This is a genomic window from Pseudoalteromonas luteoviolacea H33-S (assembly GCF_001625695.1).
Classification (GTDB): Bacteria; Pseudomonadota; Gammaproteobacteria; order Enterobacterales; family Alteromonadaceae; genus Pseudoalteromonas; species Pseudoalteromonas luteoviolacea_B.
In genome coordinates, this window is record NZ_AUXY01000080.1 from 117,157 (window position 1) to 132,917 (window position 15,761).

Consider the following 15,761-nt stretch of genomic DNA (forward strand, 5'->3'; position numbering starts at 1 on the left):
TAATTTAAGCATGTAGCACGAAGCTACATGCTTAAGCTTTGTTACTTGCCAATAATTTCAATATCACCCTCTTGTATCTGCGTCAAAGCGTAACTATGAAGCTTCGAACGTGATCCCTCACCATGTGCTTTTGGTGGGTAGTATTTTAATTTTAAGTCAGGTGTGCTTAGTAATAACTCGTCTAAAGCAGCACGAATTTCACTTAATGTTTTTTCTAAGCTATTGGAAAAGTTTGGTCGCTTTCTAATTGTGTGCCCCAATGCAACTAAACGATGAAAATACTTATCAGCCATATCGAGTAACTCATCAGGCAATTCTTTATTTTGGTTTAATGATACGTCCGGATACAATTTGCAGTATTCAAGCAAGGCTAAATAAAAGCATAATGGTTTATTTGCTAACTGTACCTTTGCTTCCTTGTCAGAGCTTAATTGCAAAGTTTTAGAGTATAAATCAATTTGTAATGCAGTTTTCTTTGGTAGTGTATTCTTTCTCTCTGGACGCGCCTGCGCTTTGCGCTTTGTTCTCGTTATATTCTTTAGTAAAGCAAAATTTAGGATTGCAAATACCAAAGGAAAAATAAGCAAGAAGTTATTATGAGTTTCATTTATTTTTAATAATATATATGTGCGATTCCCTGGAGCATTCAATTGCTCAATACTCTCACCTTCAGAAGGCAAAATAGGCGAATTTGAAATCGCCAGTAATTTAACTCGGCTATTTTGTTCCTGCAAACTAATATTTATGCCTTCAATGTAGCTTTTAAGCGCATCAGGATCGCCCGAGTAATTCAGCATAGGATCTGCTAGCGGCAATCTGTACTTATCAAGAGAGACCCTCAATTTTACTTGTTGCTGTTCATGATAAATCACATCTTCAATCGTCGATTTTGACATCAAAATAAAAATAGCTGAAAAGAACATTAAATATGACGTAAACGTGGCCAACTTCTTTAGCTTTTTCATGGTCGTTCTCCTAAAAACTCATAAGGAAAAACGCGACATTGCCAATACTGTTTTACACTATCAAAGTAGCTTGAACCCGAATCTTGAGCCACTTGGTTTAACAGACGCTGTAATGAACACGCAAGCTCTGTGTTGTCATTCAGCATTTTTAAATACCATTTACTGCCACTAATATTGCTGCCCGTAGGAGTAATATAATTTTTAGAAAAATATGCTTCGTCATCTTCATTCCAATAAGTTGCAATGATATCCAGCTCGCCAGAAGACAGCTTTTCTCTTAACGTTTTATGGGAAGTCACATATTGAATATCAAGTGCATCAATATCTATATCGAGAAGCTTAAAGGTTTGTTTTGGCAAAATATGACCTGATCGGCTTGTGGGGTAATCGAGTAAGCCAATTTTTTTGTCTAAGAAATAAGCTTTTTCAAGTTTTGGCTTTTCTCTATTTGAAATAAAAAACGCGGTATATTCAGGATAGCCAATCACGGCACGGTAACTGTACGTTGACTCAGCCATCAATGCCTTCATCACGTTATCTTTTGACAAAGTCAAATCAGCAAGTCCTTTGGCAATAAAGTCAATTTGCTCAGCTAAATTACCACTCCAATATACATTTACTAACCCATATTGTTTAGCAAGGACAGGATCAGCACACAGTTTTGGGGCAAGCTCATCAGCTAATTTTTTGACTGGTACGTGCACATTAAACGATTGAGTGTTCGAAACTGAGCGTGTTTTACATTGTACATGCTTCTCTAGCAGGTTAGGTAATACGACTGAACTCGCACTATTTAACTGCTTTGCTAGAAAAAAGCAGGCCAAAACGGACAGAAACAAAACTGTAACAATGGTTGTATTATTGCTTAATTTGAGATTGTAATTCACATCAATTAGATTCTTTTATTCCCTACACGCTTATTAGATCAACTTTATTTACTTATTGCAATAGGTAAATTTACTAATTAAAAGTAAACCATTGATTTAAATGCTTTATTAATAAGAAATTATGAATTTTATTGACTCCTTTTTTTTTCCTGAAAAAACCGGACAATTGACCGCATTGGAATTCACGGTAATTTTTTGATTTACATTTAGTCGAGTGAGCGATGTTTAGAAGTACAATTCAATTTTTAGTACTGGGTACATGCCTAGTTAGTAGCTCTGTCATTGCTTGGGGTCAAAATGGGCACAGAGTAATAGGCGAGCTCGCTCAAAAGAACCTTACTCCGACTGCAAATTCACATGTGCAATTGCTACTTGGTGATGATTCGTTAGCAGAAGTATCTACATGGCCAGACGAAATGCGTTCAAGCTCAGATGCCTTTTGGCGTAAACAGTCTGGTAAATGGCATTACATCAATATTAATGACGCTTCAAAAATGCACCTTCATAACGATACGTCTATCGAGCATAAACACGAAGTAAAGCACATTCTTGATGGTATCAACTACTCTGTTAATGTTCTTAAAAACGCTTCATCGAATACAGAAGACAAGCAATTCGCCTTAAAGTTCCTTGTCCATTTAGTTGGTGATGCACACCAGCCATTTCATGCAGGAAGAGCCGCTGATCTTGGTGGTAATAAAATCGAAGTAGAATTTTTTGGAAAGTCTACTAACCTTCATAAAGTTTTCGACACGGAGTTAGTGGAGCACCAGAAGTTATCATATACAGAATTTACTCGCTCAGTAACAACCTCGAATAAACAACTTATTGCTGATTATCTAAACAGCACCCCTTCTGATTGGTTATTAGAATCAAACAAAATTGCAGAGAAAATATATCAAAGCAATGAAACTGAAATAAGTTGGGGTTATATATATAAACATACGCCTACTATTAAACTGCGCCTGCAACAAGGTGGCTATAGATTAGCAGGTTTACTAAACCAAATTTTTGACACTAACTCAAAGCCTTTAATTAATGCGCTTGCTATAAATAAAAGTTTTGAAAAATGATATTTAAACTAACTGATAAACCTAATAACACGGGAAACAACATAATGAAAACGCAACTACGCAAAACGGCACTTTCTCTAGCGGTAATCGCTGGCCTTGGTGCTAGTGGTGCTGCTAGCGCGAACTCTTTAACAGCAACTATCAAAGGTACGGTCGTAGGCCCTCAAGGAAACCCTGATACTTCGTCTGTGATCACTATCATTCACGAGCCTACAGGTTCGAAGAAAACTTTTTCTCCTAATGATAGTGGTGTGTTCAATGCGTCTGGTTTGCGCGTAGGTGGTCCTTACACTGTCGTGATCGACTCTCAAAAGCACAGAGATAAAACGCTAACAGATTTATTCCTTACCCTAGGTAAAACATCTGCTTTAGATATTGCACTTAACTCTGATGTTGAAACAATCACAATCACAGGTTCTTCTCGTCACTCAATCATCAACGCATCTAAAGACACTATCGGCAGTGTTTACGGCGCGGCTGATATTGAACGTGCACCTTCATTTGACCGTGACCTAAAAGACATTGTTCGCCAAAACCCTTTAGTGAACATCTCAGATGATTCACGCGGCGAAATGTCAGTTGCTGGTGTAAACCCACGCTTTAACAGCATCTCGATTGACGGTGTTAAACAAAATGATGACTTCGGTCTAAACGACAATGGCTACCCAACAAATGGTTCTCCTATTTCTCTTCTAGCTATTGACCAAGTTTCTGTTGATATCACACCATTTAACGCGAAAGCGTCTGGTTTTACAGGGGCATCAGTTAATGCAGTAACAAAGTCTGGTACTAACGAGCTTTCTGGTGAATTCTTCTATGAGTACGAAGATGATTCATTAGCGGGTACGCCAAAACGTGAAGATGGTACAGATGTAGATTTACAGTATGAGCGCAAAACATTTGGTGCAGCGCTTGGTGGTAAAATCATCGAAGACGAGCTTTTCTTCTTCGTTGCTTACGAAGAATCAACAACACCATTTGTAACTGAGTGGGGCGTGCAAGGTTCTGGTGCTGCAAACGAGGTTAGTTGGCTATCTAGTGCTGACATCTCAGATGTGCAAAGTGTAGCTAGCAGCAAATATGGCGTTAATACTGGTGATGCACCAAACGGTTTAGACAATGATAGTGAGAAATTATTGTTAAAACTTGATTGGAATATCAACGACTATCACCGTGCAGCGTTTACTTACCAAGACTCAACAGATAACTCAATCACGCCGCAAAATACACGTGATGATCGTTTCTCTTTATTAAGTAACTGGTACGATAAAAAAGGTGAAATTACATCTTATGCTGCTCAGTTCTATTCAGATTGGACTGATGAGTTTTCAACTCAGGTAAAAGTGTCCTATAAAGATACTAAAACTAATCAAGCACCTTTCTCTGATGCGCTTAATGATGCAAAAGTTGGCCAAGTACGTATAGACTTTGACGACAATAGATTGTACTTCGGTACAGATCCATTCCGTCACGCTAACCAACTCGAAAACACAACAACGACTATTGATGTTGAAGGTGAGTACCTATTTGATTACCACACACTGAGCTTTGGTATTGGCGTTGAAAAGATTGACGTATTTAACCAGTTCGTACCATTCTCACGTGGTGACTGGACGTTCGACTCTTTGGAAGACTTTAAAGCAGGTAAAGCGAGTCGCGTGTCTTATTCAAACGCACATACAGGTAACCCGAATGATGCTGCTGCCGATTTCGAAGTGCAAAACCTACATATGTTTGTTGAAGACCGCTGGGATATCCAAGATAACCTATGGATTAATGCAGGTGTTCGTTATGAGCGCATTTCAACATCAGGTTTAATCCGTGAAAACAGCACTTTCACTGGTTTGTACGGTTTCTCAAACACCAACAGCTTAGATGGAAAAGACATCATCCTTCCTCGTTTAGGCTTTAACTGGACTGCGGCTGACGATCTTACAATCAGTGGTGGTGTGGGTCGCTACTACGGTGGTACACCAAATGTTTGGATCTCTAACTCTTATTCAAACGATGGCCAAATCAACGTACGTGCTAATACTGACGGTGTAGATTTAGAAAACCCTAACTTCACTCAACCACCAGCTGGCGCAACTCTTGAGCCGGGCGACGGCGACGTAAACCTTATCGACCCTAACTTCGATCTGCCATCAGAGTGGCGATATGGCATTACAGCTAACTACTCTGCGGATTTCTCAAGCATTGGCCTTGGTAACAACTGGGATCTTGAAGCAAGCTTCATGTATGTTGAAGAACAAGATGCCGTTCGCTGGCACGAACTGTACCGTGAGACGCAAGAAGTTGTAGTAGGTCCTGATGGTCGAAATATTTATGTCGGTACTGGAGAGCGTGATCGCGCTGATATCATGTTGACAAATGGCGATGGTGGTACGCGTAAGACATTTACATTAAGCCTATCAAAAGCATTTGAAAACGGCTTCTATGTAAATACTTCATATGCAAACCAAGATGCGTCATCTTTGGTAGGTGGTACTTCTTCAACGGCTAACTCAAACTATGAGAAGTACAACACAGCTGATAGAAACAACCCTGTTGTTGGCCGTAGCCGCTACGAAATTGAACACAGCTTTAAGCTAAATGTATCATACTCTACTGAATTGTTTGCTGGTTATAAGTCTACTTTCTCATTACAAGGTGAACGCAGCTCAGGCAGACCTTACAGCTGGATATTTGATAATGGATTTGACACTTTTGGTGGCCAAAACAACTTTGACGACGGTGAATTCCTAGCTTATATCCCGACAGGTGCTGATGATACTAAAGTAAGATATGCTGACGGCTATAGCTATGAGCAATTAAAAACCTTAATTGACGAAAATGGGTTAGGCGGTCATGCTGGAAACATCGTTGATAGAAACACCGTTACTGGCCCTTGGACAACCCGTTTAGACTTTAAATTCACTCAAGAAATCCCTGGGTTTATGGAAGGTCACAAAGGCTCTGTATACTTCTCAGTTAAGAATCTACTTAACCTAATTGATAGCAGTGCAGGTAAGGTTTACAGAACTGATTTCTTCAACAACCGCGATTTAGTAGGTGTTGAATATGACCAAGCAGCTAACCAGTACGTATACAGCGAAGGTTATGAAGACGAAGCGCCTACAACATTTGATGCTGAACGTTCTTCATGGCGTATCAAGTTAGGTGTTAACTACAAATTCTAATATCTAACTTAAACATGTAATTAGATACCAAAGGCCAGTTTAATTTCTGGCCTTTTTATTCCTTTCACTCAATTAAAATCGTCTCTTTCTTCTCAAGATAATTAAATCTTTTGCTTGTATTCATATAACCGACACACACCAATGAATATAATATTCCCAAGGTTAAGCAATTCAGATATATAAATACACTGCATTTTTGAAAAGGATAAATTCAAATGAAATTAAAAACACTATTACTAAGTGTAAGCATATTAGGCAGCATCGCTGCTACACCTACCTATGCCACTCAGCAAGAAGCTGACACAGCCAGCGCAGGCGAACAAATTTTAGACCTAGCCAAAGAACAACTGCTATCAGGCGTCGGATCTTTACTTTTCAACCGCTTTTTTGGCTCAAGCGGACCTAATTATGTGATGCTCAGTGAAGCTAGTTTACAAGCAATTCAAGAGCGCGTTAGAGCTGAGATCATCAGAGATGCTGAGTTTGAATTCATCTCAGAATTTAGGTCTTTAGAGTCATCAATGGAACATTATTCTGACACTGCTAGATATGGTGCACCAGATCTTGCTTTGCTAAGTAGCTTACTGGTTAAGTCAGAGGATGTTATTAATCATAGAGCGCTAAATGTTCGTTACAACAACGACTTCTACTATATGGCAGATACCTATGCACTTGCAGCATCAGTGGTAGTTGCAATTTATACTGAGCGCTATTTGCAGGGCTATGTTTCTAAAAGTGTCGTCTCAACCAAAGCACAAAACCTTGCGAATATATTAGATACAATGCTGAGAAAGAAAAAAAGTGTCGATTTGCCTTTGCGTGAACGCTGTGAAGCGCCAGACCCCCACGATCAAGTCGTAGAATATAAATGCTCACTACGAGACCCTCATGGCAATACAATCACATCATATGTTATTGAACCTCAGTATCCAGGCGATGAAGCCTATTGGGAAAACTTAAAAAGAGTCAAAGAGGCTCAGTATAGAAAAACTAAATTTGATGGTATTCAAGCGGTTATAAACAAGCTGCGTAGCCTGTAAGGCGAGAAGCTTTGGCGCACACAAGTATATCGTGATGCGCCATTTCTAGCCTACTCTTTATCAACGCTTTGTGATAATTTTGAGATAAGCTTTTTCAGAGTATCTTTCTCACCTTCAGAAAAACTTTCTAACAAAACTTGCTCCCACTCTAACGCTTTCGGCGTCAGCTGTTTATACAAATCGAATCCCATATCAGTGCACTCTATTACTGTTGCACGCTTATCTTCTGGGTGCTGATTAAGGCGAAGGAATTGCTTCTGCTCTAATTGCTTTATTGCACGTGACACAGTCGATTTATCCATATTAGCTAACTCACAAATTTGCTTCGCCGTTGCAAATTGAATATTTATCACATGCGAGAGCACACGCCATTGAGCCTGAGTTAACCCGGCTTCTTGGCTATAAACGTGTGCAAAAGCGTCACTAACCTTGGTAGACAAGGCGACCAGTTGATAAGGCAAAAAATGGCTAATATCTAAAATCTTTGATTTACTCACAGTGCAAAGCACCTCTCATTTTTGTAATTATTAATTTACAGTACATCTTTATCAGGATGTTTGCAATTACTCTCACATGAGAGTATCTTACAGAAAACATCAATGGAGTCTACGTAAAATGAGTACAGAATTCGACTATTTGACAGGATTTGGTAACGAATTTGAAACTGAAGCCCTACCAGGCGCGTTACCAGTAGGACAGTTTTCACCGCAAAAAGTGAAATACGACCTATACGCAGAGCAATATAATACAACTGCATTTACAGCACCTCGCGCTGAAAACCGCAGAAATTGGTTTTATCGTATTCGCCCATCTGTTTTACAAGGTGAGTACCAACCAATGGACAATGGCTTAGTGAGAACAGGTCCTATTACAGAAGTACCAACGCCACCGTCAATGCTGCGTTGGAACCCAGTTGAAGTGCCTACTGAGAAAACAGACTTTATTGATGGTCTAATTACAATGGCTGCCAATGGCAGTGCAAATGGCCAAGTAGGTATTGGCATTCATGTATACGTGGCCAATGCCTCAATGGAAGGTCGCTACTTTTATAATGCTGATGGTGAATTATTATTTGTGCCTCAACAAGGTGAACTAGTATTACACACTGAGTGCGGTAAGCTGGCGATTAAGCCTGGTGAGATTGCAGTTATCCCACGGGGTCTTAAGTTCCGCGTCGAGCTAATTAGCGAACAAGTACGTGGCTATATTTGCGAGAACTACGGTCACCCTTATATTTTACCTGAACGTGGGCCGGTTGGCGCAAATGGTTACACTAACGAGCGTGACTTTCAGTACCCTGTCGCAGCATTTGAAGACTTAGAAGGCGATTTTGAACTTGTCGCTAAATTCAATGGCAACCTATTCCGTTGTGATATCGGACATTCTCCACTAGATGTGGTTGCATGGACAGGTAACAGCGCACCATATAAATATGACCTCTCGCGCTTTAACGTGATGAATACAGTGAGCTTTGACCATCCAGATCCATCAATTTTCACAGTCTTGACGTCTCCTTCAAGCGAAGAAGGCGTTGCTAATGTTGATTTTGTTATCTTCCCACCACGTTGGATGGTTGCAGAGAATACGTTCCGCCCACCATATTATCACCGTAACATCATGAGTGAATTTATGGGCCTGATCGAAGGTGTATATGACGCAAAAGAGCATGGTTTTGTGCCTGGTGGCATGAGCTTGCATAACTGCATGTCTCCACATGGTCCTGAAGCTGATGTATTTGAAAAAGCCTCAAACGCAGAACTTGAACCTCAGCGCTACGAGAATACCTTGGCGTTTATGTTTGAATCTCGTTATGTGATTTCTCCAACTAAATATGCGCTGGAAGGTAAAGAACGCCAACCAAACTATTCAGATTGTTGGAAAGGCATCAAAAAGTACTTCAAAGGTGCATAATAGATAAATCTGCATAAAAAACTATATCTATATTGGCCACTGCAATGTGGCCTTTGTCGTGAATAAGGATTTAAAATGAAACTATATACTTACTTTCGTTCGTCGGCGGCCTATCGCGTTCGCATCGCGCTCAACCTTAAAGGTATTGAGCATCAGCTTGAAGCTGTTAACCTTTTGAAATCTGAACAACAACAAGCACCTTACACAGATAAAAACCCACAGGGTCTATTACCAGCAATGGAAACTGAGCAAGGTACTTTAGCGCAATCTTTAGCAATCCTAGAGTGGCTAGAAGAAACACACCCAAACATACCTCTTTTGCCATCGGATCCATGGCAAAAGGCACAGGTACGAAATTTCAGTTATGCCATTGCATGTGATATTCACCCTATTGATAACCTGCGTGTTCTTAAATATTTAAGTGGTGAATTAAACGTAACTGATGAGCAAAAAACGACTTGGTATAAACACTGGATCATTGAGGGCTTCAAAAAGCTAGAACCTACATTAGGTGAAGGGCCTTTCTGCTTTGGCGAACAACCGACGTTGGCAGACCTTTGCCTAGTGCCACAGGTATTTAATGCACTGCGTTTTAAAGTCGATATGACACAATTTCCAAAAATTGCAGCCATTTACGCACACTGCAACACGTTGGAAGCATTTATTAAAGCAGCACCCGAGAATCAACCGGATGCAGCTTAATTAAATCAAGTATTGGGGCGTTATTTTAATGCCCCATGGACTTGGTCAATATGAGACAGTAGGTCGTGACCCAAGTCAGTCAAATAACCTCCATCAGGTCTATCTATTACGCCTTTCGCAAATAGCCGCTCAGCTGCTGCCAAAATGCTTTGATCCGCACTGCTATGTATTTTGATGCCTTGGTGCAAACTACTCCTTGGAAATTTTGCCAATAGTTCTAGTTCCGCCATTAACTGAGTGTCAAATGCCATACTTCCCCCTATTACAATCAAGCTACCATTCGGGCATGACTTGTGCTTACATTTTAATATAATCGGTCAGACGGTTTTGCCGCTGACAATCCTTTTGAACAGCCGTTTTCAGTACTAGGTTGTTACAGTAACATTAGTGCCGATAAACGTACTTCGACCTAATAAACATTAGCCCAGACTATGAGTAATGCCATGTATAAGATCAATTTTTTATCATTTTTAATACTTTTTTTATCTTGTTTGCCATTAAATGCAAAAGAAAATTCGCCGAGGGTATTTATTGACTCACCGCAGCGCGTTTGCTTGTTTAACTCATCTCAATATAGCGAAGGGTCATTAATCAAACAGTTTAATGAAATGTATGTTTGCAGTCACAAATATACAAACCAACCAGATAGCCAGCTAGTATGGTTAAAACTCGATGAAAATGGGCAGCCTAAAAGGCTGGATCTCAGAGGTAAGATAAGAGTACACTAGCGCGTCACGAATTTTAGGTTTAAACATGAGTACACAGCAACCAAATAACCCACTCCATGGTGTCAAACTACAAGACATAGTTGAAAAGCTGGAAGCTGAGCTAGGCTGGGAGGAAATGGCGCAGCATGTTGACATCAACTGCTTTAAAAAAGACCCTTCCGTTAAGTCTAGTTTAAAGTTTTTGCGCAAAACGCCTTGGGCTAGAGACAAAGTTGAACAACTATATTTAGATACTTTTCACGGCTTTGCATGGCCAACAAGTCCTCAAAAAAAGTAACCACTGACAGTGAGAGGTGAACGCCTCTTGCTGACAAAATCAATGCAATTTAAGCTTTTCATAACTACTGATAATTCTCCTCGTCACATGAGGTGAAAGACCTTTATTACAGGCAAAATATAGTTCAGTATCCAAATTCCGCAGGGTTAAAACCGGCTCTAACAGCGCACTATTGGGTTCATTCTGTCTCTTAAATTCAAACTGATTGTCGCTTAGAATAACCAAATCGACAAACTTTCGCCTCGTCGCAAGTAACTCAAACACTCGGTCAAATGAGTTTATTAATACTAAATTGTACCCTTCAATAAACCCATTCTTGATTAAAAACTGGTGGCTGTAGTTATCTTTTATCACTGCTACTTTATACTGTTTTGTATCTTCTATTGTTTCTAGAGAAATTTGCGACGACTTGAGCGCATAAAAGGAGGTTGTAAACTTACTAATTGGGAAAATCCAATTAAATTTTTCACTACGAACTTCATTTTTAGCCATCGAAAAGATACACGTATTCTCATCTCGTGCTGCCGTATTGTATGCCGTCGTCCAACTCTGCACAGAAATTCTATAGTTTATTTTTGATTCATCTAATACCGCTTTAACTTTGTCTACCGCGCTGCCAACTAATTCGCCCTCACCATTAAGATATTGAAACTTTGGAAAATTTTCAGTCACTATATTGAGCGTATAATTAGCTTGAACGAGTGTCGCGAACAAAAAGAAATAGCATCCAAGCACCCACAAATACAACACTTCTCTCCAATCAGACTAGGTATATTTATACAAACTATAGGTAAGAATTGATACTCTGTGAAATGTGTAGGAAAAGATATTTGAATTGGGTATTCACAGGGGACTTAAAGATGATGAAAGGAGCAAATACTCCTCTCATCATATCCGAGATTATGCTTTGTTCATTGCATCAATCAAAAATGCTGAGATCTTAGCCCCTTCTCGTAAAGTCGTTTCTGAGCTAGATTGCCCAGCTAAAGAACTATCTGTAAATGGTGCAATTTCCATCATATCAGCACCTGTAATTGGGAACTCTTTAGCAAGCGCTTTCAAAATCGTAAGCGCCTCTTCAGGTGTTAAACCGCCTGTTTCAGGTGTACCTGTCGCCGCAGCAAACTCTTCATCAAGGGCATCGATGTCAAAGCTAACGTACAGCTCATCAACATTATCAGCTTTAAGCTGCTCAATTACACCAGCAACAATTGCGTCTGCACCTTTTTCACGAATTTCATGTGCCCAATGCTGCTTAACACCGAAAGTACCTTCCCAGTGCTCTTTCGCTTTTCCGCTTGAACGAATGCCAAACTGGATAAGATGATGTGGAGCCGGTAAAAACTCAAGAATGTGAGTACACCAAGAGCCAAAACAAAGATCGATACCTAATCTTTCTACTAGCAAGTCAGTGTGCGCATCAAAATGAATGATAGCCGTACGCTTGCCCTGCTCTCTTTTTGCTTTTAAGTAGGCTTTTGTAAGTGGATAACTGATAGAATGGTCACCGCCAATACCAAATACACCTTTATCTGGATAATACTTATAAAAGCCGTCACATACATCTTCAGTGATTGAAAGCGGTGCGACAAAGTATTCACTGTTTTCGTCTTGATAAAGCGCTTTTTGACAGTTTGAGATCGTACCTTCATTTAAATACTTGTCATGAAGTAAGTGAGGAATAACACGAACATCACCTAAATCAAATGCTGATGTTTGCGGCTGTTGCTCTATTAACGTACTTCTTAAAAACAGTGGACCCCAGTTTGCACCACGTAAAATACCACCACCACAGTCAGAGCTAATACCTAAAATCGCGGCTTTGTGCTCACTCGCATCAATCGTTTGTAGCGAGTCTTTCCAAAGCGCTTCAACACCTTCTGTTTGGCCATATAACTTTTGTCTAAGTGCGTCTTTACGCTCCTTAGCCGTATTTACAGTGAAAACACCATCACCTGGTGGACACAAACAATTTTCTAGTTTTTCAAGGTATTGTGATTTGCTGTTGCTCATAGCGTGCTCCTCAATAATTTGCATAATCATGCTAAATTAACTCTACTTCAAAAACGTATTCCGCTATTGAATTTAACCCATTTCCAATCATATTCCCCATTAGGTTTATCAAATCAAAATTGAAAAAACGCTTTAAATTCAAGGGAGTTATTATTAAAAATAATGAGCTAAGAGAAAATTACAATTAGAATAACGCTGATATAACATGGTGGAAATATAAGTCAACCGCTTAGAGAAAAATGCGCATTTCTCTAAGCGGTTGAATATTCACAGATGATGTCTAGTTATTCGTATCCTCTGGGCTTTTTCGTTTTTATAATAGCGATATAACCATGCCAACTTGCGTAAGATAGTAACGGCATAATAATGATAAAACCTGCTGCGCCAGTTAAAAACCCGATGACAACAAGCGTGACTATGGTTAAGCCCCACACAATCATCGCTGGGACATTAGTCCCCACAGCATGGATAGATGACACCACTGCTGTCATTATATCAACACGGCGTTCCATCATAATCTGGGGCGTAAATGCCGAGATAGCGAATACAGCCATCATAAGAATGCCACCGACAATAGAGCCCAATGCTAAAAAGGCAGACAGCTGTTCAAAATTAGGGTTTGGTACATTTGGGTAAAGCGCATGTATTAGTGCCGCCAAGCGCATCCATACTATCATGATTACCATTAATAAGATTGCAAAACCCCACTCACCAGCTGGGTTTCTAAACATTGACTTTAAGCTATGCATCAGTGTTGGCTTGTGGCCTTTTTCTAACTCCCAAGCAACATCATACAACCCAGCGGCAAATGCCGGACCAATTAAGGCAAATGCGACGGAGGCAGGTAAAATCACTAAATGCGTACCTGACTGAAAAACAAGCCACATGATAAATGCAGGAATGATGCTGAAGACCAAACCGTAAACTAAGCTAAGAATTGGCGCCCTAACAATATCTTTGCAAGCTAATGATAACCAGTGAAACGGGGCGAGTGCTGCTATTTGATTACTCTCTAAACACCGAGCGAACTCCGGATTTTTATCTACTGAGTGAGATGTTGGCATAAAATTGTCCTCTCTACATTGCTATATTAAGGTTTAGATTAGCGAAGCCCAACATGCAAGCATGGCAATAGTTCACTTATGTTTTTATTGATCAAATCGATATTATGGGTGTGCTAGTAACAAGTTTACCTGTATTGCAACCAAGCTCGTTTTTAAAATAACCAGTTGACGAACTTGCGCCGACACAGCGGACATGTGTCCTGTACTTAAATCTCGCTAACTTTAACCATTACGTTTTAGAACACAGAAAGGTTTTTTATGGAAAAGGTATTTCACTTAGGGTTGACCAAAGCAGATCTTCAAGGGGCAACACTTGCTATCGTGCCTGGCGATCCTGAACGCTCAAAGCGTATTGCACAGCAATTAGATAATGCTATTTGCCTTGCACAAACACGTGAATTTCACATTTACCTTGCGACAATCAAAGAACAACCTGTGGTTGTCTGCTCAACGGGAATAGGCGGACCATCTACTTCAATTGCTGTTGAAGAACTTGCTCAGCTTGGTATCAAAACTTTCCTACGCATCGGAACAACGGGTGCAATTCAGCCGCAAATTGATGAAGGTGACATTCTTGTCAGTACTGCCTCTGTAAGATTGGATGGTGCGAGTCAACACTTTGCGCCGTTGGCTTACCCTGCGGTATCTGATTTCCATAGCACGCAAGCAATGGTACAAGCATGTGAGCTTGAAGGCGTACCGTACCATACGGGCATTACAGCATCTAGCGACACTTTCTATCCAGGACAAGAACGCTATGACACCTTCTCTGGTTATGTTTCTAAAGCATTTCAAGGCTCATGTGAAGAGTGGCAAAAGCTTAATGTTATGAATTATGAGATGGAATCGGCAACGCTATTTACTATGTGTGCGGCGCTTGGGCTTAAAGCCGCTTGTGTTGCAGGCGTATTAGTTAACCGTACGAGACAAGAAATTCCTGATGTTGACCACCAGCTAGTTGAAAAACGTGCTGTGTCGGTGGTTATCAAAGCAGCTGAGATACTGCTTACACAAGCAAAGTAGGCTAGCGCCTACTTTGTACTAAAATACGTGGTGTATAAGTGGTAAGTTACCCTTTAAGCTCGTCATTACAGCTTGCGCCACGGATTTTTGATTTTCATTTCCCGCTTTTTCTACAAGTGTAATACGTTCTACGTCCGCTTCATTTAATGCTTCACCTGCTAAAGCTAGTTGGCTTAAAACGCTATTCATTGGCGATAGACTTGGGCTATAGGCTGCATTTTCTGCATATCGACCATAGAATGCTCGGCCATCTTTTAACACAAGCTCGGCTGCAGACAGGTTTTGTGTATAGGGCACATATGCATAACGAAGGTGTTGTTTGAGTGCTTCAGAAATAGGTAAATCAATGTCAATGTCTGATACATCGTTTGCCATCAAAGAAGACGCGTTGCCTAAATCACCCGGCCCAAAGTCACAGGGAAGCAGTTCACTTAAAGTATATTTCCCCGTTGGTAGTAGTATGCTTAGGTTGCCAGCTGAACTTAACTCATTCATAAATTGGCGGCAAAACCCACACGGCGCCGCATTAATCGCTATTGACGTGATCTCATGTGCACCGTTGACCCATGCATTATTAATCGCCGCCTGCTCTGCGTGCACTACTAATGACAATGCTTGGTGTTTAAATTCAAGATTTGCACCTAAATAAAGGTTCCCAGTGATTTTGTCGAAGGCGACTGCACCAACAAAAAATGAGGAGATAGGCGCTTGAGAGAATTTTGCTGCAACAACAAGTAAAGCTTGCTGTAATTGCTCACGATCGCAATTGAGCTTTTTAGTCAGTTCCGATACCACACTTGATGCAAAAACACCGTTAGATTGCTTTGCAATATCGTAAATATATTCTTCTGTTTTGCTGTCTATTATTACCATAATTTAATTATTATAGAATATGGCAT

General features: G+C 40.2%; 16 protein-coding genes. 8 read left to right on the plus strand and 8 right to left on the minus strand.

The genetic code is table 11. From position 1 onward, the window contains the following. Positions 1 to 41 precede the first annotated feature (41 nt). Together N477_RS15375 and N477_RS15380 are read right to left on the minus strand one after the other, a co-directional pair. A complete protein-coding gene (locus N477_RS15375; RefSeq protein WP_155731915.1) occupies positions 42 to 923 on the minus strand; it encodes a hypothetical protein in 882 nt (293 codons plus the stop codon). A gap of 38 nt (positions 924 to 961) precedes the next feature. Further along, on the minus strand, positions 962 to 1,852 hold the full coding sequence (locus N477_RS15380) for a hypothetical protein (RefSeq protein WP_231098155.1): 891 nt from the start codon (positions 1,850 to 1,852) through the stop codon (positions 962 to 964). Between the two features lie 221 nt (positions 1,853 to 2,073). Between N477_RS15380 and N477_RS15385 the strand changes: the two genes are divergently transcribed. The 3 genes from N477_RS15385 to N477_RS15395 all read left to right on the plus strand — a co-directional run bounded on the left by N477_RS15385 (position 2,074) and on the right by N477_RS15395 (position 7,144). Then, the gene (locus N477_RS15385) at positions 2,074 to 2,925 is read left to right on the plus strand and encodes a S1/P1 nuclease (RefSeq protein ID WP_063363657.1); all 852 of its coding nucleotides are present in this window, start codon (positions 2,074 to 2,076) and stop codon (positions 2,923 to 2,925) included. A gap of 44 nt (positions 2,926 to 2,969) precedes the next feature. After that, positions 2,970 to 6,104, plus strand: a complete 3,135-nt coding sequence (locus tag N477_RS15390) for a TonB-dependent receptor (RefSeq protein WP_063363757.1) — start codon at positions 2,970 to 2,972, stop codon at positions 6,102 to 6,104. Positions 6,105 to 6,319: 215 nt separating this feature from the next. Then, a complete protein-coding gene (locus tag N477_RS15395) occupies positions 6,320 to 7,144 on the plus strand; it encodes a hypothetical protein (protein WP_063363656.1) in 825 nt (274 codons plus the stop codon). A gap of 50 nt (positions 7,145 to 7,194) precedes the next feature. Here N477_RS15395 and N477_RS15400 read toward each other — a convergent pair whose 3' ends face one another. Next, complete coding sequence (locus N477_RS15400) at positions 7,195 to 7,641, minus strand: MarR family winged helix-turn-helix transcriptional regulator (RefSeq protein WP_063363655.1); 447 nt, start codon at positions 7,639 to 7,641, stop codon at positions 7,195 to 7,197. 118 nt (positions 7,642 to 7,759) lie between these two features. Here N477_RS15400 and hmgA point away from each other — a divergent pair, with 118 nt between their 5' ends. Together hmgA and maiA are read left to right on the plus strand one after the other, a co-directional pair. Then, entirely contained in the window at positions 7,760 to 9,055 is a 1,296-nt protein-coding gene (hmgA, locus tag N477_RS15405; RefSeq protein ID WP_063363654.1) for a homogentisate 1,2-dioxygenase, read from the plus strand. A gap of 75 nt (positions 9,056 to 9,130) precedes the next feature. Beyond that, positions 9,131 to 9,757 (plus strand): maleylacetoacetate isomerase, encoded by a 627-nt coding sequence (maiA, locus tag N477_RS15410; protein WP_063363653.1) that lies wholly within the window; start codon positions 9,131 to 9,133, stop codon positions 9,755 to 9,757. A 20-nt stretch (positions 9,758 to 9,777) separates the two neighbouring features. On the opposite strand, the gene N477_RS15415 is transcribed toward maiA, so the two are convergent. After that, the gene (locus tag N477_RS15415; RefSeq protein ID WP_063363652.1) at positions 9,778 to 10,008 is read right to left on the minus strand and encodes a TIGR02647 family protein; all 231 of its coding nucleotides are present in this window, start codon (positions 10,006 to 10,008) and stop codon (positions 9,778 to 9,780) included. Positions 10,009 to 10,200: 192 nt separating this feature from the next. On the opposite strand from N477_RS15415, the gene N477_RS26690 reads away from it, so the two are divergent. Together N477_RS26690 and N477_RS15425 are read left to right on the plus strand one after the other, a co-directional pair. Then, a complete protein-coding gene (locus N477_RS26690) occupies positions 10,201 to 10,485 on the plus strand; it encodes a DUF1496 domain-containing protein (protein ID WP_063363651.1) in 285 nt (94 codons plus the stop codon). Between the two features lie 25 nt (positions 10,486 to 10,510). Then, positions 10,511 to 10,762, plus strand: coding sequence for a VF530 family DNA-binding protein (locus tag N477_RS15425; protein WP_063363650.1), 252 nt, complete (start codon positions 10,511 to 10,513; stop codon positions 10,760 to 10,762). Between the two features lie 39 nt (positions 10,763 to 10,801). On the opposite strand, the gene N477_RS15430 is transcribed toward N477_RS15425, so the two are convergent. The 3 genes from N477_RS15430 to N477_RS15440 all read right to left on the minus strand — a co-directional run bounded on the left by N477_RS15430 (position 10,802) and on the right by N477_RS15440 (position 13,839). After that, positions 10,802 to 11,512, minus strand: a complete 711-nt coding sequence (locus tag N477_RS15430) for a transporter substrate-binding domain-containing protein (RefSeq protein WP_231098154.1) — start codon at positions 11,510 to 11,512, stop codon at positions 10,802 to 10,804. 150 nt (positions 11,513 to 11,662) lie between these two features. Continuing rightward, entirely contained in the window at positions 11,663 to 12,775 is a 1,113-nt protein-coding gene (locus tag N477_RS15435; protein ID WP_063363649.1) for an arginase family protein, read from the minus strand. 284 nt (positions 12,776 to 13,059) lie between these two features. Continuing rightward, positions 13,060 to 13,839, minus strand: coding sequence for a DUF2189 domain-containing protein (locus tag N477_RS15440; RefSeq protein ID WP_063363648.1), 780 nt, complete (start codon positions 13,837 to 13,839; stop codon positions 13,060 to 13,062). Between the two features lie 258 nt (positions 13,840 to 14,097). Here N477_RS15440 and udp point away from each other — a divergent pair, with 258 nt between their 5' ends. Beyond that, entirely contained in the window at positions 14,098 to 14,862 is a 765-nt protein-coding gene (gene udp / locus N477_RS15445) for a uridine phosphorylase (RefSeq protein WP_063363647.1), read from the plus strand. A gap of 18 nt (positions 14,863 to 14,880) precedes the next feature. Here udp and cdd read toward each other — a convergent pair whose 3' ends face one another. After that, positions 14,881 to 15,735 carry a cytidine deaminase gene (gene cdd, locus N477_RS15450; RefSeq protein WP_063363646.1) on the minus strand — a complete coding sequence of 285 codons (855 nt, stop codon included), beginning with the start codon at positions 15,733 to 15,735 and terminating at the stop codon, positions 14,881 to 14,883. Positions 15,736 to 15,761 lie beyond the last annotated feature (26 nt).